We start from the raw sequence: 17555 nt of genomic DNA, 5'->3' as shown, positions 1-17555 counted from the left end.
CGACCATCTTGTACCGGTGGCGATGCGCGGGCGAAAGGAAGCACTTGACCAGCGAGAACGACCGGCCGCACCGGGTGCGCCGGGCCTCGCGGGTATCGTGGTCCGCTCGCGCCTGAGACCGAAGAGTCCGTGCCGTGATGAACCTGCCGGGTGACGGCGGCGTCCAACGACAGACCCGACATACTGGAGTCGGGTAGCAGGGCAACGACAAGGAGCGGGAGTGGATTCATTCGCGAGCTCGTTGCTGTCGTTCGCATACGAGGTGTTCGGGCCTGGTTTCTGCCCGGGTGGCGCGGTGTGGGCGACCAGCATGGCGGGCGCGCTGATCGCGTTGTTCCCGGTGGCGGGCGCGGTGATCGTGGCGCTGATCCGGAAGTTCACCGGGAACCGGTACGACCCGACGATGATGGCCGTGTTCGGCCTGGTCGCCGGGTTCTTCACGCTGATCATGCCGTGGTTGCTGTTCATCGGGGTCTCGAGCAACTTCAGCGCGGTGCGCGCCGGTAACGGTGCCGACCTGTCCGCCGGCCTGATGGAGGAGCTGGGCAACAGCCGCTGCGACTTCATCGGCAAGCAGAGCGACTACCTCGGCGGTGGCCAGAACGTCTACGAGGCGCTGTTCTACCCGTCGGGTGGGCTGGCCTACGGCTACTACCTCGGTGCGCTGATCGGGCTGCCCGCGCTCGCCCTGCTGTTCGTCATGCTGCTGGCGCGCACGGCGCTGCGCCGCGGGCCGAAGTGGCCCGCCCGCTTCTTCTGGATCCCGTTCGTGCTGATGTTCTTCTTCAGCATCGGGGTCTCCGCGAACACCGCGGTGCACCTGTGGCTGGGCTTCCTGCCGATCACCGTGCTGGGCATCATGCCGGTGGCGCTGGTCGGCCCACCGGCGTGGTCGACGCTGCAACGCTCGGAACGGCCGCCGGAGCGACGCCCGGTGGAACCGCCGCGGCAACAACCGCCGCCGTACGTGCCGCCGCCCTCGCAGCAGCGTCAACTGCCGCCGCCGCAGCCCCCGAAGGACTACCCGAAGACCGCGCTGGCCCAGCAACCCGAGCCGCAGGTCTCGGCCGCTTCGGAGAGCCCCGGGCTGGCGAACACCCCGGGCCCGATGCCCGTTCCGCCCGGTTCGAGCAGTTCGGGCAGCGGCCGGTACCGCCGGGTCCGGCGACTCGGGCACGGTGGCTTCGGCACCGTGTGGGAGGCCGTGGACAACCAGCTCGGCCGCACGATCGCGCTGAAGATCGCGCACGCGCCGGACCGCGACACGGTGGAGCGGATGCAGCGCGAGGCGCGGGCGCTGGCCGTGGTGAACCACCCGAACTGCGTGAAGGTGTACGACCTGGTCGAGGAGCCGGACGGGCTCGCGCTGGTGATGGAGTACCTGGAGGGGCAGCCGCTGGGTGCCGCCGTCGACACCGGCGGCCCCCTGGACGACGTGGCCGCGGGCCGCCTGTGGGCGACCATGGCAGGCGCCCTGTCGGCGGCGCACGAAAAGGGCGTGCTGCACCGGGACGTGAAGCCGTCGAACGTGATCCTGGATCCCGGGGGCATCGCGCACCTGATCGACTTCGGCATCGCCCGCAGCAAGGGCGACTCGCAGCTGACCGCGACCGGCATGATGATCGGAACGCCGGACTTCACCGCGCCGGAGACAGCCGCGGGCGCGCCCGCGTCCCCGGCCTCGGACGCCTGGCAACTGGCCGCGACGGTCAGCTACGCCCTGTCCGGCCAGCCCCCACGCGGCACGCGGGAAACCCCGATGGCCGCCCTGATGGCCGCGGCCCGCGCCGAACCGGCGAACAAACTGCCACCGCGGAGCGTCCACTCGCGGCTGCTGATCGCCTCACTGGACCCGGAACCCCGACGCCGCCCCACCCTGAACTCGGTGCGGAAGGAAGTCGAAGGCTGGCTCTCGCGGGCAGGAAAATCCCCGGATGGCCCCGTCACCCGAGTAGTCCCACGAGCACACTGACCCCCTTTTGACAGTGCCGCCCCACCCCGCGACACAAATGTGGCTTTGGGAGCCGATTCCGCCCCCAAAGCCACTTTCGTGACAGAGGCGCCCCCCCCGGTAGCCCCCGGCGCAACCGCCACCCGGCCACCAAACGCGAGCATCCGCCCAGCCCCTCCACCCCAGCGCAACCGCCGCCCGGGGCACCCACCAGGGGACCCGCCCAAACCCCCCCACCCCGCCCCGATCCAAAGCCAAAACACGGCGAAGACCTCGATGTCAAGGCATCCTTCCCGCCTTGACATCGAGGTCTTCGCCGTAGTCACAATCAAAACCCGGGGCGGCCCCCGTCCACCTCAGCGAGTCCCAATACGCCCGAACGTAGAACTCGCCCGCCCGAACGTAGAACTCGCGTGCTTGAACGTAGAACTCGGCTTCCTGAACGTGAGGTTCAGCGTAGGGAGTTCAGGTGCGCCCGCACCGGGCCCGAGAAGGCACCCCCGGACGTAGCGTCCCAGTTCGTCGACCAGGTCATCACGCCGCCGATCCCCGGGAAAGCCGTCTCCGGCACATAACCACCGCAATCCGTACGCTTCGCCAGGCAGCTCAGCGCCTTGTTCACCACGGTCGGGTTCACGTATCCGCTGCCCGCCGCCGAGGGCGAAGCCGGCAGGCCCAGCGACACCTGCTCCGGCCGCAGCGTCCGCAGCAGGAAGCAGGCTTGCGCGGTGATGAAGTCGACGCTGCCCTGGTGCACCACCTGGTCGTTGCAGCCGAGCATGCTGCCCGAGTTGTAGTACTGCGTGTGCACCACGGTGATCAGGTCCTTGGTCTGCTCGATCAGCTGCAGGTACCGCCCACCCGGCTGCACGTCGATGGTCTGCGGCGCCATGGTCAGCAGGAACCCGGCTCCCAGGCGCGACCGCAGTTGCTTGATCGCACTGGTGGTGTTCGCGACGTTGAGCCCGTGTTCGAGGTCGACGTCGAGGCCCTGGATGCCGAACGACTGCGCGATCGCGGTGAACGAGTCGACGAAGTTGGTCACGTTCGACGGCGAGCTCAGGTCGACGTTGCCCTTCTCCCCACCGATCGACAGCACGATCGACTTGCCTGCCGCCTTCTTCGCGGCGATGTCGGCCTTGAGGTCGGCGTCGGTGTACCCGCCGACCGCACTGGCCAGCCCCGGGTCCACGCCGAAGGTCACCGCACCCGGTCTGGCCGTATCGGAGTTGGCGAAGGCCAGCACGATCACGTCGTAGGCGGCCGGGACGTCGGCGAGTTTCTGCGGCTTCGCGCCGTTGACGAAGTTCTGCCAGTAACCGGTGAGGTGCTTGTTCGGCACCGCGGCGCCCGCGGTGGCCGGCAGGCCGGTGAGCAGCAGCGCCGCTCCGGCCAGTGCGGCGAACAGGGACCTGCGGAGGGACATGGCCGTCTCCTTTAGGTGGTCTAAACCAATGTCCCCATGGTCGACCCACTGTCACGGAACGGCAACACGACGAAAGTCGGAAAGGTTCAGCGCCAGGACGGCAGCCACAGCTCCGACTGCCAGTGCTCGTTGGTGATCGACACGCCGTTCAGGATCGGCCACAGCCAGGCGAAGTTCGCCACCACGAGCCCCACGTACAGCGACACGACCAGCAGTCCGGTGCCCCGCCGTTCGAAGCCCTGGCGCACCGCGCCGAGTATCTGCCCGAGCGCCAGCGTCAGGCCGAGCACCAGGAACGGCGCCATCGGCGTGGCGTAGAAGAAGTACATCTGGCGGTCGAGGTTGACGAACCACGGCAGCAGCCCGGCCAGGTAGCCGGCCACCACGGCGGCGTAGCGCCAGTCCGCGCGGAACGCCGAGCGCCACAGCCCCCACGCCAGCACCGGCAGCGAGAGCCACCACATGGCCGGGGTGCCGATCAGCATGGTGGCCCGCACGCAGTCGGCCTCGCCGCAGCCGACGGCCTCCGCGCCCGACCCGTAGGAGTAGAGCATCGGGCGCAGGCCCATCGGCCACGTCCACGGCTTCGACTCCCACGGGTGCGGGTCGTTCTCCGGGGTCTTCAGCCCGGAGTGGAAGTCGAGCACGTGCAGCGAGTAGTGCACCAGGGAGGCGAGCGCGTCCGGCACCCAGCCGAAGATCCACCACGGCTGGATGTTGTCGAGTTCCACCAGGTGCCGGTCGGTGCCGGTCTCGCTGGCGAACCAGAACGCCCAGGTGGCCAGGTAGACCAGCACCGGGATGGCGACCAGCGCCCACAGCGCGGGGGCCACGTCGCGGCGCAGCGTGCCCAGCCACGGTCGCGGCACGCCGGCCGCGCGGCGGGCGGCCACGTCGAAAGCCACGCAGAGCAGGCCGAACGCGACGATGTAGTACAGCCCGGACCACTTGACGCCGAGCGAAAGCCCGATCATCACCCCGCCGGTGAACCGCCACCAGCGGAACCCGAGCCGCGGCCCGTACGGCGATTCGTCCGCCCAGCCTTCGCGCACGGCCAGCGCCATCCGCTCGCGCACCTGGTCGCGGTCGAGCAGGAGGCAGCCGAACGCGGCCACCACGAACAACGCGATGAAGATGTCCAGCATGCCCATCCGCGACTGCAGGTGGAGCACGCCGTCGCTGATCACCAGCACGCCGGCCACGCCGCCGAGGAAGGTGGACCTGGTCAGCCGCCGCGCGATCCGGATGACCAGCAGGATGAGCACGGTGCCCGCGAGCGCCGCGGAGAAGCGCCAGCCCCAGCCGTTGTAGCCGAAGAGCCATTCGCCGATCGCGATCAGCTGCTTGGCCACCGGCGGGTGCACGATCAGCTCGTAGGCGTAGTTGTCCTCGTACCCGCCGTTGCGCAGCATCTGCCACGCCTGCGGCACGTAGTGCTTCTCGTCGAAGACCGGCGTGCCCTTGTCGGTCGGGTGACCGAGGTTCTGGAACCGCAGCACGCCGCCGATGAGCGTCAGGACCAGCGTGACCACCCAGCCGCGCAGCCGGTCGGCAGGCATCGCGCGGCCGAGCAGGGTGGCTTCGCGATCGGACCGCGGGGCGTGCTCGTCGACCGGATCCGGGTACGCGCCGTCGCCGGACGAGCGCGTCAGGAGTGCGGTCACGGGGTCCGATCCTAGGCGCTGTCCTGTGGGTCTGGTCGATGGGCTTCGTGATCCAGGTGGTTCCTGGCGGTGCGGGCGATTCGGCCTCGTACTGGCCGTACTCGGCCGAACTCGCCCGTGCCGCCAGGGGCCGCCTGGGCGCGGAGAGCGCGGCCTTGACTCGCAGGACTGCGCCTGGGCGGCGTGCTGTGAGCTCGCCGCGAGTGCCCGGCTAGGCTGCCCGTCATGCCGGAGACCGGGCGGCTGGTGCTCGCCGCGACACCGCTGGGGGACGTGGGCGACGCGTCCCGGCGACTGGTCGAGGCGCTCGCCGCGGCTGACGTCATCGCCGCCGAGGACACCCGGCGCCTGCGCTCGCTGGCCGCCGCGCTCGACGTGACGCCGACGGGTCGCGTGGTCAGCTTCTACGAGGACGTCGAGACCTCGCGGCTGCCGAAGCTGCTCGAAGCCCTCCGATCGGGTGAGACCGTCCTCCTGGTCACCGACGCGGGCATGCCGAGCGTGTCCGATCCCGGCTATCGCCTGGTGGCGGCCTGCGTCGAAGAGGATCTGCCGGTCACCTGCCTGCCCGGGCCGTCCGCGGTGACCACCGCGCTGGCGCTGTCCGGCCTGGCGTCGGACCGCTTCTGCTTCGACGGCTTCGCCCCGCGCAAGGGCGGCGAACGGGCCAAGTGGCTGAGTGGACTGGCCACTGAACCACGCACCACCGTCTTCTTCGAGTCACCGCACCGCCTGGCGAGCACGCTGCGCGACGCCGCGGGCGTGCTCGGCGCGGATCGACGAGCGGCTGTCTGCCGCGAGCTGACCAAGACCTACGAAGAGGTCAAGCGCGGTGAGCTGGGGGAGCTGGCGGACTGGGCCGACGAGGGCGTGCGCGGGGAGATCACCGTGGTGCTCGCGGGCGCGCCCCCGCGGTCGACCAGCGTCGAGGACCTGGTCGCCGAGGTCGCGGAGCGGGCCGCCGCCGGGGAGCGCCTCAAGACGGTCGCCGCCGAAGTGGCCGAAGCGACGGGGGTCTCCAAGAAGGAGCTTTACGACGCCGTGCTGACCGCGCGCCGGTCAGCGAAGTAACGCGGCGACGGCCTCCCGCGCCTTGTCGGCGTCGGGTTCCTCGCCGGAGATGATGTCGGTGTAGATGAACGACTCGGCGATCCGCACGATCAGGTAGGCCAGGTCGTGCACCGGCAGCGGCGGCTCCAGCGTGCCGTTGCCGATCTCCTCGGTCAGCATCGCCTCCACCGCCGCGATGGTCCGGCGCTGCACCAGGCTCGCCTTCGTGGTCAGCAGGCGCAGCGCGCGTTCGGGCTCGCGCCGCAGGAAAGCGCGGAACGGCTGGTCGCTGTTGACCGTGCGCACGTAGGTCCCGACGACCTCGGCGACGCGGGCCCCGCCCGAGCCCCCTATGGCCCGGTTGTGCCGGTCGAAGGCGCGTTCGGTGATCGACCAGATCACCTCGCCGAGCAGCTGCTCCCGGTTGCCGACCCAGCGGAACAGCGTGGCCCGGCCCACCTTCAGCTCGGCGGCCAGCTCCTGCATGTCGATCCGCCGCCCGTCGAGGAACCACTGCCGCGCCAGGGTGAACGCGTCCGTCACGTCCGGTTTGGTGGAGACCACGTATGGAACATAACACGGCATTGTCTCAGCGTGAGACGATCAGTAGGATCGTCTCATCCGACGAGGGAAAGGCTGGCTGGAATGCGTGCTGTGCAGGTGACCGAGTTCGGCGGACCCGAGGTCCTGAAGCTGGTGGAGCTGCCGGATCCGGAGCCCGGTCCCGGCGAGGTGCTGATCGAGGTCGACCACGCCGGCGTCAACTACGCCGACACGCACGCGGCGGAGAACAGCTACCTCGCGCCCACCGAGCTGCCGCTCGTGCCCGGCGGTGAGGTCGTCGGCCGCACGCCGGACGGCAGGCGCGTGGTCGCGCTGCTCCACAAGTCCGGCGGGTACGCGGAGAAGGCCGTCGCCCCGGAGGCGACCACCTACGAGGTGCCGGACGGCGTGGACGACAACGCCGCGCTGGCGTTCATCGTCCAGGGCATGACCGCGTGGCTGATGCTGCGCAAGAACGCCCATCTGGAGGCCGGTGAGTCGGTGGTCGTGCACGCGGCGGCCGGTGGGGTGGGCTCGCTCGCCGTGCAGCTGGCGAAGGCGTGGGGCGCCGGCCGGGTGATCGCCACGGCCAGCTCGGAGGACAAGCGGAAGCTGGCGCTCGACCTGGGCGCCGACGCGGTCGTGGACTCCCGCGCGGAGAACATGACCGACGCGCTGCGCGAGGCCAACGGCGGCCAGCGCGTGGACATCGTGCTCGACATGACCGGCGGCCGCATCACCGACGAGAGCATCGCCGCGCTGGCGCCGTTCGGCCGGCTGGCCTTCTACGGCATGGCCAGCCGCGAGCAGCCGAAGCCGGTGGAGCTGCGCAACCTGCTCGGCCACTCGACCACCATCTCCGGCATCTGGCTGCCGCACGCGCTGCGCCTGCCGGGCAACCTGTTCGAGCGCGGCCTGGCCGAGCTGTTCGAGCTGGCGAAGAACGGCGAGGTCAAGGCGATCAAGGGCGGCGAGTACGCGCTCGCCGACGCACGCCAGGCGCACGAGGACCTCCGCTCCCGCGCGACCACCGGCAAGCTGGTCCTCAACCCCCGGGCGTAGCCAGCAGCCGTTCCAGTGGCGCGGCCTTGTGCAGGCACTCCTGCCATTCGCGCTCCGGGTCGGAGTCGGCGGTGATGCCACCGCCGACGCCCAGCCACAGCGTGCCCGCGTGCACCTCGAACGTGCGGATCGCGACGTTCAGCTCGAGCCCGGCCACCGGGGACACCAGGCCCATCGCGCCGGTGTAGACCCCGCGGGGCACGGGCTCGAGCTCGGCGATCAGGTCGAGCGCGCGGATCTTGGGCGCGCCGGTCACCGAGCCGGGCGGGAAGGTGGCCGCGAGCAGCCCGGCGTCCCCGGTCACCACCCGTCCCTCCACAGTGGACTCCAGGTGCCAGACGCCGGGTGCGGGCCGGACGGCGAGCAGCTCGGGCACCCGGACGCTGCCGACCGCGCACACCCGGCCGAGGTCGTTGCGCACCAGGTCGGTGATCATCACGTTCTCCGCGACGTCCTTTTCGGACCGCCGCAGCTCGCCGGCGAGGTGGTCGTCGCCGGGACCGCGGCGCGGCAGCGTGCCCTTGATCGGCACCGACCGCACCAGATCGCCGTGCCGGGCGAGGAAGAGTTCCGGGGACAGCGAGACGAGCGCACCCCAGTCACCGCTGAGGAACGCGGCCCGGCGCGGGTGCAACCGCCGGACGCCCTCGCCGAACAACGCGCTCGCGCTGCCTTCGAACGTGGTCGAGAACCGCGTGCAGATGTTCGCCTGGAACAATTCCCCGGCTTCGATCGCGTGCACGCAGGCCTTCACCGCGTCGTGGTGTTCGGTGGGCAGGGGCCGGTGCAGTTCCGCCGCCGTCCAGCCGAGCCGGGGTGGCACCCCGTTTAACGTCGCTTCGAGTTCCCGCCGCAGTTCGGGTGGTTCAGCGCCGTCGACCAGGGCTTCGAACCACCACGTGCCGTCATTGCCCAGTCGCAGCACGTGATCCGCCCAGCCCCAGGCGGCGCGCGGCAGGGGAGTCCGCCGTCCGCTGGGATCGGTCAGGTCGTAGGACAGGTAGCCGAACCAGCCACCGCCGACCGCGCCGGGCACCACGTCGTCGACCTCGTCGAGCGGCAGCGAATACGCGTCGGCCACCTCTCCGATCGCCACGCTCGGCGCGAGCACCGCCCGCGAGCCGAACCACTCACCCGACAACGCCGCGGGCGGCGGCAGGCCGAGGGTGCGGGCGCGCGCGTCGAGCAGCGACAGCGCCGCTTCGGGCGCCACCGTCGAGTGCAACGCCGCGCGCACCAACCGCATGGCGGCCATTGTGACCTACCGTCGGGGCATGGTCCGAGTACTGGAAACCAGCCAAGTGGCCCAGATCACCGGCGCGGGCACGGCGAACCGCACCGACGAGCGGTTCGGCATCCACGCCACCGATCTCGGCATCCTCTGGGACGCCGGGGACGGGCGTGTGCTGGTGCTCTTCGGCGACACCTACGGCCAGGGCTGGGGCGGGGACGGCGCCGGGCCGCCGGAGGCCGACTGGCGGTGCAACGTGCTGGCCCATTCGTCCGAACGCGACCTGCGGCACGGGCTGGTGCTGGACGGCGTGGTCGCCAGGGCCGACGGCCTGGCCGCGCAGGTCCTCGCCTCCGCCGACCGCCGCGACGAGGTGACGATCATCCCCAACGCCGGTATCGCGGTCGACGGCAAGCAATACGTGCAGTACATGTCCGTGCGCGCCTGGGGACCACCGGGCCAGTGGCACACCAACTACGCCGGTATCGCGGTCTCCGCCGACGGGGGCGCCACCTGGGAGCAGCCGCGCCGGGCCCGCTGGATCAACCGCGCCGAGGGCGACCACCCGTTCCAGATCGGCGCGTTCGCCCGCGACGAGCAGCACGTGTACCTGTTCGGCACCACCAACGGCCGCTTCGGCCCGGCCTACCTGGCGCGCGTCGATCCGGCGTCCGTGCTCGAACCCGCCGCCTACCGGTACTGGACCGGCGACGGCTGGGGCCGCGACGAGTTCGCCGCCGCGCCGGTGCTGCCGGGGCCGGTGGGGGAGCTGTCCGTGGAGTACAGCGTCCACTTCGGATGCTGGCTGGCACTGCACCTCGACGAGCACCGGGCGGCGATCGTCCTGCGCACGGCCGATCGCCTCGAAGGTCCGTGGTCGGACGGTCAGGTGGTGGTGTCCGGACAGGACCGGCCCGCGCTCTACGGCGGCTACCTGCACCCGTGGGCGCTCGACGGCGACGAGATCTACTACCTGATTTCCCAGTGGGGTCCGTACAACGTCTTCCTGATGCGCACGCGTTTACAGCAGTAGGTCCGAGAGTACGAACGGGTACACCACGGCGTCGTAACCGATCTCGCCGTGGAAGCCCGGTGCGTCGTCACCGCTGCCGTGCTGGTGCACGCCGAGTCGCGAGTGGAACCAGCCGGGACGGCCGGGGATGCCGTTGTGCCGCGCCAGCCAGAGCACCACTTCGGAGTCGGCCCACTTGTCCGGGTGCAGTTCGTGCAGCCACTGCTCGTAACCGGCGTAGACCAGCACCCGCTTGATGTTCGCCGCGTGCCGGATCCCGCGGATCCACGACTTGATGAACCGGTCGCTGATGCCGGGCGCGCGCACATCCAGTGAGGGCGCCAGTGATCCCGGCGCGAACACCCCGAGTGGACTCGCGGTGCGCTGGAAGTGCGTCACCTGTTCGTGGACCGAACCGGGGCGCGCGAAATGCCGGGCGCCGGTGTGCAGTCCGGCCGTCTGGGCGGCCCGCACGTTGCGGATCGCCGCTGTATCGCTCCAGTTCGTGCTTTCGGTGATCGTCACGCTGGAGAACAGGACGCCGTGCGCGCGCACGGTCCGCCAGTCGTCCACGGTTTCGTGGTGGGACAGGTTGATCCCGCGTTCGGGCTCGGGTTCGCGCAATCCGCCTCCTCCCCCGAGGTGGGTGAAAGGCCACCATACGTGCGATCAGCACATATGGCGGCCTCAGCGGACCAGCGTGTCCGAAAATCTCAGACCGTCAGGAGTTCTCCTTCTGGAACGTGCGCACACCCCAGAACACGGACAGCACGGCCATCACCAACAGCGCCACGCACCCGGTGAACAACGCGTCCATGGTGATGTCGCCGCGGAAGGCGGCGCGTTCGGCATCGACCACATGGGAGAACGGGTTGATGCGCGAGAGGTTGTACAGCCACGAAGGCGCCAGCCCGGTGGTGATCGGCACGAGGATGCCGGACAGCAGCAGCAACGGCATCAGCACCGCGTTCAGCAGCGCCGGGAACGCCGTCTCGCTCTTGATCATCAGCGCCACCGCGTAGGACGCCGAGCCCAGGGTGATCGCCAGCAGCGCCACGATCACCAGGCTCAGCAGCACCCCGGTCACCGGAGCGTCCAAGGGGAACACCAGGAACGCCACCACGATGATCAGCAGCGCCTGCACCACCGCCTGGAAACTGGCCGCGAACAGCTTGCCGAACAGCAGGGCGGCGCGGCTGATCGGCGTCACCCGGAACCGCTCGGTGACCCCGGCGCGGTATTCGGCGAGCAGGCTGAAGCCGGCGAAGGAGGTGCCGAACAACGCGGTCTGCACCATGATCGCCGGGGTGAGCACCGCCCACGAGTTGCCCGGCGGGAAGCCCGGCGTGCTCTGGACCACCTTCTCCATCAGCGGGCCGAAGAAGAACAGGTAGAGCAGCGGCTGCATGATGCCGATCAGCACCCACGCCGGGTTGCGCAGGGACAGCGTCATGTCCCGCTTGAAGATCAGCCAGATGTCACGGAACACGAGCGGCCTCCGGGGTCGGGGTGGCGGCTTCCGCGTCACGCAGGGAACGGCCGGTCAGGGTGAGGAACACGTCGTCGAGCGTGGGCCGGTGCACCTGCATCGACTCCATCGCGATGCCGGCGGCGTCCAGCGCCCGCAGCAGTTCGGGCATGGCCACGTCCCCGCGCGGCACCCGGAACCGCACGGTGTCCTCCACAATGGACACCTCGTGCGCGCCGGTCAGCCTGCCGGCGATCTCGGCGGCGGCGCCGGTCGATGCCAGCGGCACCCCGATGGTCACGCCGTCGCCGGAGACCCCGGCCTTGAGCGAGTCGGGGGTGCCCTCGGCGGCGATCTCGCCGTTGTCGATGACCAGGATCCGGTCGCACAGCGAGTCGGCCTCGTCGAGGTAGTGCGTGGTGAGGAAGACGGTCACGCCGTGCTCGGTGCGCAGCGAGCGGATGTGCTCCCACAGGTTCGCCCGGCTCTGCGGGTCGAGCGCGGTGGTCGGCTCGTCGAGGAAGACCAGGCCGGGCCGGTGGATCAGGCCGAGCACGATGTCGAGGCGGCGGCGCTGGCCACCGGAGAGCGTCTTGGTCAGGCGCTGTTCCAGGCCGGACAGGTCCAGCTGCTCGGACAGCTCGGCGCCGCGGGCCAGCGACTCGGCCTTGGTCAGCCCGTAGAGCCTGCCCTGGATCTCGATCTCTTCGATGACCTTGCAGTCCTGCCAGGTGCCCCCGGCCTGGGCGACGTAGCCGATGCGGCGGCGCACGCCGAGCGGGTCGGCCAGCAGGTCGCAGCCGCCGACGGTGGCCTGCCCGGAGGTCGGCTTGAGCAGTGTGGTCAGCATCCGGAGCGTGGTGGTCTTCCCGGCGCCGTTGGGCCCCAGGAAGCCGACGAGTTCCCCCTCGGCCACGTCGATGTCGACGCCCTTGACCGCGTCGACCGTGCGGCCACGGGCGGTGAACCGCCTGGCGAGGCCGCGTGCGGTGATCATGGCATCCCCTCTCGGTAATCAAATTTGACTAGTGGTGCGCCCGGCATGTTTCCCTACCTATCGCCAGCAGGTCAAACGTGATTACCGGGAACGGGGAACGTGGGCGGATCGTCGTCGGCCATCCGGTACTCCCCGGCCTCCAGCGCGGCGACCAGGTCGTGCACCCAGGCGCGGGTGGTCTCGGTCTGCCCGCCCCACAGCCGGTACATCCGCACCACGTGCGGCGGGTGCCCCCACTCGTGCGCGTGCACCGCGGTCTGCAGGATCTCCGCGATCGCGCCGTCGAGCCGGACCTCCATCAGCTTGAGCAGCTCGATCGCCCGGCGGCGGGGCAGCATCGGCATCAGCGCGATGCCCGCGGACAGCAGCGGCCCGGCGTCGTCGGCGTCGGACAGCGCGCCGGAGAGCAGGTGGAAGAACTCCTGCTCGCCCTCGGTGGTGAGCTGGTAGGCCGTGCGGTCCGGCCCGCGACCGGCCTCCGTGCTGACCTCTTCCAGCAGCTGCTCCGCGGCCATCTTCTTCAGCGCGTGGTAGATCGACCCCGGCTGCACGTTGGCCCACTTGTCCGCGCGCCAGCCCAGCAACTCCCGCCGCACCTGGTAGCCGTGCGCCCGGCCGCTGATCCGCAGCACGCCGAGCACCAGCAAGCGGGTCGCGGACAACGAGCCTCCCAGGACAAAACGCATGTGACAGCTTCCGTAGGCTAATCGGGTATGAGCACCCCTGTGTTGACCGCGGTGGCCTGGCCCTACGCCAACGGCCCCCGCCACATCGGCCACGTGTCCGGCTTCGGCGTCCCGTCCGACGTCTTCTCCCGCTACCAGCGAATGGCCGGCAACCGGGTGCTCATGGTCTCCGGCACCGACGAGCACGGCACGCCGATCACCGTGCAGGCCGACAAGGAAGGCCTGACCTCGCAGCAGACCGCGGACAAGTACACCCGCCAGATCGGGGAGGACCTGCGCGGTCTCGGCCTGACCTACGACCTGTTCACCCGCACCAGCACCGGCAACCACGCCGCGGTCACCCAGCAGATCTTCCTGGCCCTGCACCGCAACGGCTACGTGGTGCCGAAGACCACCCGCGGCGCGATCAGCCCGTCCACCGGGCGCACCCTGCCCGACCGCTACGTCGAGGGCACCTGCCCGATCTGCGGTTACGACGGCGCGCGCGGCGACCAGTGCGACAACTGCGGCAACCAGCTGGACGCCGCCGAGCTGATCAACCCGAAGTCCCGGATCAACGGCGAGACGCCGAAGTTCGTCGAGACCGAGCACTACTTCCTCGACCTGCCCGCGTTCACCCAGACGCTGGGCAAGTGGCTGTCCACCAAGACCGACTGGCGGCCGAACGTCCTCAACTTCACCAAGAACCTGGTCGACGACATGCGGCCGCGCCCGATCACCCGCGACCTGGACTGGGGCGTGAAGATCCCGCTCGACGGCTGGCGCGACCAGCCGATGAAGCGGTTCTACGTCTGGTTCGACGCGGTCATCGGCTACTTCTCGGCCAGCGTCGAGTGGGCGCGCCGCTCCGGTGAGCCGGACGCCTGGCAGCAGTGGTGGACCAACCCGGACGCCCGGTCGTACTACTTCATGGGCAAGGACAACATCACCTTCCACGCCCAGATCTGGCCCGCGCTGCTGATGGGGCACAACGGCCAGGGCGACAAGGGCGGCGAGCCGGGCCCGTACGGCGAGCTGAACCTGCCGAGCGAGATCGTCTCCAGCGAGTTCCTCACCATGAGCGGCTCGAAGTTCTCCACCTCGCGCGGCACGGTCATCTACGTCAACGACTTCCTGCGCGAGTACGGCCCGGACACCCTGCGGTACTTCATCGCCGCGGCCGGTCCCGAGACCCAGGACACCGCGTTCACCTGGGACGAGTTCGTCCGGCGCACCAACTTCGAGCTGGCCAACGAGTGGGGCAACCTGGTCAACCGGTCGATCTCGATGGCGCACAAGAACAACGGCGGCGTGCCCGCACCCTCCGCGCCGACCGCGGCCGACGAGGAGCTGAAGGCGCTGTCGCGCCAGGCCTTCGAGACCGTCGGCGCGCACCTCGGGCGCTCGCGGTTCAAGATGGCGCTGGGCGAGGCGATGAAGGTGGTCTCGGCGGCGAACAAGTACCTGTCCGACCAGGAGCCGTGGAAGCTCAAGGAGGACACCGCGCGGCGCGACAGCGTGCTGCACACCGCGCTCCAGGTGGTCTCCGACGCCAACACCATGCTGACCCCGTTCCTGCCGCACTCGGCGCAGAAGGTGCACGAGGCGCTGGGCGGCACCGGCGTCTGGGCGGCGCAGCCGGAACTGCAGGACGTCGAGGACCTCGACATCGACGGCCGGACCAACCCGATCCTGACCGGCGACTACGCCGCCGAGCAGGCGAAGTGGTCGTCCACGCCGATCGAGGTGGGCCGTCCGCTGGCCAAGCCGTCGCCGCTGTTCGCCAAGCTCGACGCCAAGCTGGCCGAGACCGGTCCCGAATGGGCGCCGATCGAGCCGTGAGCAAGAGGGAACTGCCACCGGTGCCGGAGAAGCTCCCGGCGCCGGTGGTCGACGCGCACACGCACCTGGACGCCTGCGGCGCGGTCACCGCGGCGGACGTGACCGCCATGGCCGACCGCGCCGAGGCCGCCGGGGTGACCCGCCTGGTCACCGTCGCCGACGACCTCGCCGCCGCCCGCTGGGCCGCCGAAGCGTCCACTTGGGACGATCGGGTGTTCGCCGCGGTCGCGGTGCACCCCACGCGCACCAAGGACTTCGGCGAGGTGGAACGGTCCGAAGTGGAGCGACTGGCCCGTGGTGAGCGGGTGGTCGCGGTCGGCGAGACCGGGCTGGACTACTACTGGGACTACTCGCCGCACGACGCCCAGCAGGAGGCCTTCCGCTGGCACATCGACCTGGCCAAGCGGCTCGGCAAGACGCTGATGATCCACGACCGCGACGCGCACGACGACGTGTTCCGCATCCTCGCCGAGGAGGGCGCGCCGGAGACGGTGGTCTTCCACTGCTTCTCCGGTGACGGAGAGTTCGCGCGCCGGTGCCTGGACGCGGGTTACGTGCTCTCGTTCGCCGGCACGGTGACGTTCAAGAACGCGCGCGGACTGCACGATGCGGCGCGGATCTCACCGCTCGGTCAATTCGTGGTCGAGACGGATGCACCATTTTTGACCCCCCATCCCCACCGGGGCAGGCCCAATGAGCCCTACTGCACGGCCTACACCGTGCGTTACCTCGCTGAGCTGCGGGAAGAGTCCGTGGAGACGATCTCGGACGCCGTGCGGCAGACCGCCGAACGGGTCTTCCGACTGCCCACTGTTACTTAGGGTTTGACGCATTGCGACAAAGGATCAGCAGCGTTGGGCCATCTGAGGAGTGATGCAGATCACGAGATCGCGGGGGGTGTTTGCGCAACCCCCGAGTCTTCGTTACTGTCCCGTGATCGTGCCGGTCGGTTGCCCGCAGAGGGGCCGCCGCTGGGACACCCACAGTCACGTCAGTGCACGTCGGGGAAGTGCGAACGGGCCCCCGAAGCCCGGGATCACTTGGATGGCGCTGACTGCGGGAGCCGGATAACTGGCGCTCCGGCGCCGAAATGAAGGCAACGGCCTTTTTGTGAAAGGGATCGACCCAGTGACTGGTGGTTACAGGCGCGAGTACTCGCGCCAGGACAACCCGATGAGCACGTTCGCCTCCTCCCGCGGGGGTGTCGGCACGCTCGACTGGCCCAGCCCCGAGGGCGAGCTCGACTTCTCCGACGACCTCAACGTCACCCAGCACGACGTCCTGACCGTGCTCGGCCCCGACGCCGACGCGTTGATGGCCGAGGCCAACGTCGACGTCGACGAACTGATCCGGCTGATCAACGCCGAGACCACGATGCTCCCGCCGATCGTGATCCCGGACGAGATCAGCGAAGACCGCGTCGCCCATGGCGAGCCGATGCCGGTCGAGGCCGGTGTCGTCAAGGCCGTCAAGACGTGGAAGAAGCGCTTCCTCAAGGGCACCGTGCTCGCCGTGCTGCTCACCCTGACCGGTGGCGGCGCCGCCGCGATGGCGATGAACAAGAGCGTCACGGTCGACGTCGACGGCGCGCAGCAGACGGTCAACACCTTCGGCGGCACGGTCGGCGAGGTGCTCAAGGACGCCGGCTACTCGATCGGCGCGCACGACGCGATCTCGCCGTCGCCGGACGCCGCGGTCGCCGACGACACCGTCATCACCCTGGAGCGCGGCCGCCAGCTGAACCTCCTCGTGGACGGCACCCCGCGCGAGTCGTGGGTGCGTGCCACCACGGTTTCCGAGGCGCTGACCCAGCTCGGCCTCGCCGAGGCGGGCAAGGCAGGCACCTGGATGTCGGCCCCCGGCGACGGGCAGATCCCGCTCGAGGGCATGACCCTCGAGATCAAGACGCTGAAGAACGTCACGCTCTACGACGGTGGCAGCGAACCGCGTCAGGTCCAGACCAACGCGGTGACCGCGAAGGAGTTCTTCGGCGAGCTCCAGCTGACGATCGGCCCGGAGGACAAGGTCGACGGCGGCCTGGACTACAAGCTGACCGACGGCGCCGAGGTGCACGTCAGCCGCACCGGCGTGACGGTGATCAACGAGAACGAAGAGATCCCGCCGCCGGTCGAAGAGATCAAGGACGACACCCTCGACAAGGGCAAGACCGTTGTCGAGGAAGAGGGCGAAGCCGGTTCGAAGAACGTCACCTACCGGGTGACGAAGGAGAACGACAAGGAAGTCGCCCGGGAGAAGCTTTCCGAGGAGATCACCAAGGAAGCCAAGCCGAAGAAGGTCCGGGTCGGCACCAAGAAGGCCGCCGTCCCGGCGGTCTCCGGTGGTGCGGTGTGGGACAAGCTCGCGCACTGCGAGTCCACCGGCAACTGGGCCGCGAACACCGGCAACGGCTACTACGGCGGCCTGCAGTTCAACGCCAGCACCTGGAAGGCCTACGGCGGTGGCCAGTACGCCGCGCTGCCGCACCAGGCCACCCGGGAACAGCAGATCGCCGTCGCCACCAAACTCCGCGACGACCGCGGCGGTTACGGTGCCTGGCCGCACTGCTCGAAGAAGCTGGGCCTCTGACGCACCCCCGCTCCACTTCGTGATCGTGGCTTCCCTCCGACGAGGGAAGCCACTTTCA

General features: G+C 69.9%; 15 protein-coding genes. 7 read left to right on the top strand and 8 right to left on the bottom strand.

All coding sequences use genetic code 11. The features are described 5' to 3' along the window. Positions 1 to 220 precede the first annotated feature (220 nt). Positions 221 to 1972 (top strand): serine/threonine-protein kinase, encoded by a 1752-nt coding sequence (locus tag JOM49_RS01910; protein ID WP_209662530.1) that lies wholly within the window; start codon positions 221 to 223, stop codon positions 1970 to 1972. Between the two features lie 430 nt (positions 1973 to 2402). Here JOM49_RS01910 and JOM49_RS01905 read toward each other — a convergent pair whose 3' ends face one another. Beyond that, positions 2403 to 3377, bottom strand: coding sequence for a chitinase (locus JOM49_RS01905; RefSeq protein WP_209662528.1), 975 nt, complete (start codon positions 3375 to 3377; stop codon positions 2403 to 2405). Positions 3378 to 3463: 86 nt separating this feature from the next. Further along, positions 3464 to 5041, bottom strand: a complete 1578-nt coding sequence (locus JOM49_RS01900) for a dolichyl-phosphate-mannose--protein mannosyltransferase (protein ID WP_209662527.1) — start codon at positions 5039 to 5041, stop codon at positions 3464 to 3466. A 225-nt stretch (positions 5042 to 5266) separates the two neighbouring features. On the opposite strand from JOM49_RS01900, the gene rsmI reads away from it, so the two are divergent. After that, on the top strand, positions 5267 to 6112 hold the full coding sequence (rsmI, locus tag JOM49_RS01895; RefSeq protein ID WP_209662518.1) for a 16S rRNA (cytidine(1402)-2'-O)-methyltransferase: 846 nt from the start codon (positions 5267 to 5269) through the stop codon (positions 6110 to 6112). Here the strand turns inward: rsmI and JOM49_RS01890 are convergent. Next, positions 6101 to 6655: a QsdR family transcriptional regulator gene (locus JOM49_RS01890; RefSeq protein WP_282771070.1), complete on the bottom strand. Its 555-nt coding sequence runs from the start codon at positions 6653 to 6655 to the stop codon at positions 6101 to 6103. The two genes, rsmI and JOM49_RS01890, sit on opposite strands and share 12 nt — an antisense overlap. Before the next feature lie 81 nt (positions 6656 to 6736). Here JOM49_RS01890 and JOM49_RS01885 point away from each other — a divergent pair, with 81 nt between their 5' ends. Beyond that, on the top strand, positions 6737 to 7696 hold the full coding sequence (locus JOM49_RS01885; protein ID WP_209662516.1) for a quinone oxidoreductase family protein: 960 nt from the start codon (positions 6737 to 6739) through the stop codon (positions 7694 to 7696). On the opposite strand, the gene JOM49_RS01880 is transcribed toward JOM49_RS01885, so the two are convergent. Further along, positions 7680 to 8942, bottom strand: a complete 1263-nt coding sequence (locus tag JOM49_RS01880; RefSeq protein WP_209662515.1) for an aminodeoxychorismate synthase component I — start codon at positions 8940 to 8942, stop codon at positions 7680 to 7682. The genes JOM49_RS01885 and JOM49_RS01880 overlap by 17 nt on opposite strands. Positions 8943 to 8970: 28 nt before the next feature. Between JOM49_RS01880 and JOM49_RS01875 the strand changes: the two genes are divergently transcribed. After that, positions 8971 to 9960, top strand: a complete 990-nt coding sequence (locus JOM49_RS01875) for a glycoside hydrolase family 183 protein (protein ID WP_209662514.1) — start codon at positions 8971 to 8973, stop codon at positions 9958 to 9960. Here the strand turns inward: JOM49_RS01875 and JOM49_RS01870 are convergent. The 4 genes from JOM49_RS01870 to JOM49_RS01855 all read right to left on the bottom strand — a co-directional run bounded on the left by JOM49_RS01870 (position 9949) and on the right by JOM49_RS01855 (position 13066). Continuing rightward, positions 9949 to 10563 carry a GH25 family lysozyme gene (locus JOM49_RS01870; RefSeq protein ID WP_209662513.1) on the bottom strand — a complete coding sequence of 205 codons (615 nt, stop codon included), beginning with the start codon at positions 10561 to 10563 and terminating at the stop codon, positions 9949 to 9951. The two genes, JOM49_RS01875 and JOM49_RS01870, sit on opposite strands and share 12 nt — an antisense overlap. Before the next feature lie 97 nt (positions 10564 to 10660). Then, positions 10661 to 11428, bottom strand: coding sequence for an ABC transporter permease (locus tag JOM49_RS01865; protein WP_209662511.1), 768 nt, complete (start codon positions 11426 to 11428; stop codon positions 10661 to 10663). Then, complete coding sequence (locus JOM49_RS01860; RefSeq protein ID WP_209662508.1) at positions 11418 to 12404, bottom strand: ATP-binding cassette domain-containing protein; 987 nt, start codon at positions 12402 to 12404, stop codon at positions 11418 to 11420. The genes JOM49_RS01865 and JOM49_RS01860 overlap by 11 nt, the downstream gene beginning before the upstream one ends. 71 nt (positions 12405 to 12475) lie before the next feature. Further along, complete coding sequence (locus JOM49_RS01855; RefSeq protein ID WP_209662507.1) at positions 12476 to 13066, bottom strand: PadR family transcriptional regulator; 591 nt, start codon at positions 13064 to 13066, stop codon at positions 12476 to 12478. A 51-nt stretch (positions 13067 to 13117) separates the two neighbouring features. Here JOM49_RS01855 and metG point away from each other — a divergent pair, with 51 nt between their 5' ends. From metG to JOM49_RS01840, 3 genes are all read left to right on the top strand, one after another. Beyond that, complete coding sequence (metG, locus tag JOM49_RS01850) at positions 13118 to 14911, top strand: methionine--tRNA ligase (RefSeq protein ID WP_209662506.1); 1794 nt, start codon at positions 13118 to 13120, stop codon at positions 14909 to 14911. Beyond that, entirely contained in the window at positions 14890 to 15732 is an 843-nt protein-coding gene (locus tag JOM49_RS01845) for a TatD family hydrolase (protein WP_209662504.1), read from the top strand. Before metG ends, JOM49_RS01845 begins: the two co-directional genes overlap by 22 nt. 352 nt (positions 15733 to 16084) lie before the next feature. Further along, positions 16085 to 17497, top strand: coding sequence for a resuscitation-promoting factor (locus JOM49_RS01840; RefSeq protein WP_209662503.1), 1413 nt, complete (start codon positions 16085 to 16087; stop codon positions 17495 to 17497). The last annotated feature ends 58 nt before the right edge of the window (positions 17498 to 17555 follow it).

It is taken from the genome of Amycolatopsis magusensis (assembly GCF_017875555.1).
In the GTDB taxonomy this organism is placed as follows: Bacteria; Actinomycetota; Actinomycetes; order Mycobacteriales; family Pseudonocardiaceae; genus Amycolatopsis; species Amycolatopsis magusensis.
Note: the sequence above shows the minus strand (reverse complement) of the source record. Positions and strands in the feature narration are given on the sequence as shown.

Coding starts and splice junctions, on each gene's coding strand:
- JOM49_RS01860 (WP_209662508.1), bottom strand. CDS start 12,404: ATGATCACCGCACGCGGCCTCGCCAGGCGGTTCACCGCCCGTGGCCGC.
- rsmI (WP_209662518.1), top strand. CDS start 5,267: ATGCCGGAGACCGGGCGGCTGGTGCTCGCCGCGACACCGCTGGGGGAC.
- JOM49_RS01905 (WP_209662528.1), bottom strand. CDS start 3,377: ATGTCCCTCCGCAGGTCCCTGTTCGCCGCACTGGCCGGAGCGGCGCTG.
- JOM49_RS01885 (WP_209662516.1), top strand. CDS start 6,737: ATGCGTGCTGTGCAGGTGACCGAGTTCGGCGGACCCGAGGTCCTGAAG.
- JOM49_RS01880 (WP_209662515.1), bottom strand. CDS start 8,942: ATGCGGTTGGTGCGCGCGGCGTTGCACTCGACGGTGGCGCCCGAAGCG.
- JOM49_RS01845 (WP_209662504.1), top strand. CDS start 14,890: ATGGGCGCCGATCGAGCCGTGAGCAAGAGGGAACTGCCACCGGTGCCG.
- JOM49_RS01840 (WP_209662503.1), top strand. CDS start 16,085: ATGAGCACGTTCGCCTCCTCCCGCGGGGGTGTCGGCACGCTCGACTGG.
- metG (WP_209662506.1), top strand. CDS start 13,118: ATGAGCACCCCTGTGTTGACCGCGGTGGCCTGGCCCTACGCCAACGGC.
- JOM49_RS01875 (WP_209662514.1), top strand. CDS start 8,971: ATGGTCCGAGTACTGGAAACCAGCCAAGTGGCCCAGATCACCGGCGCG.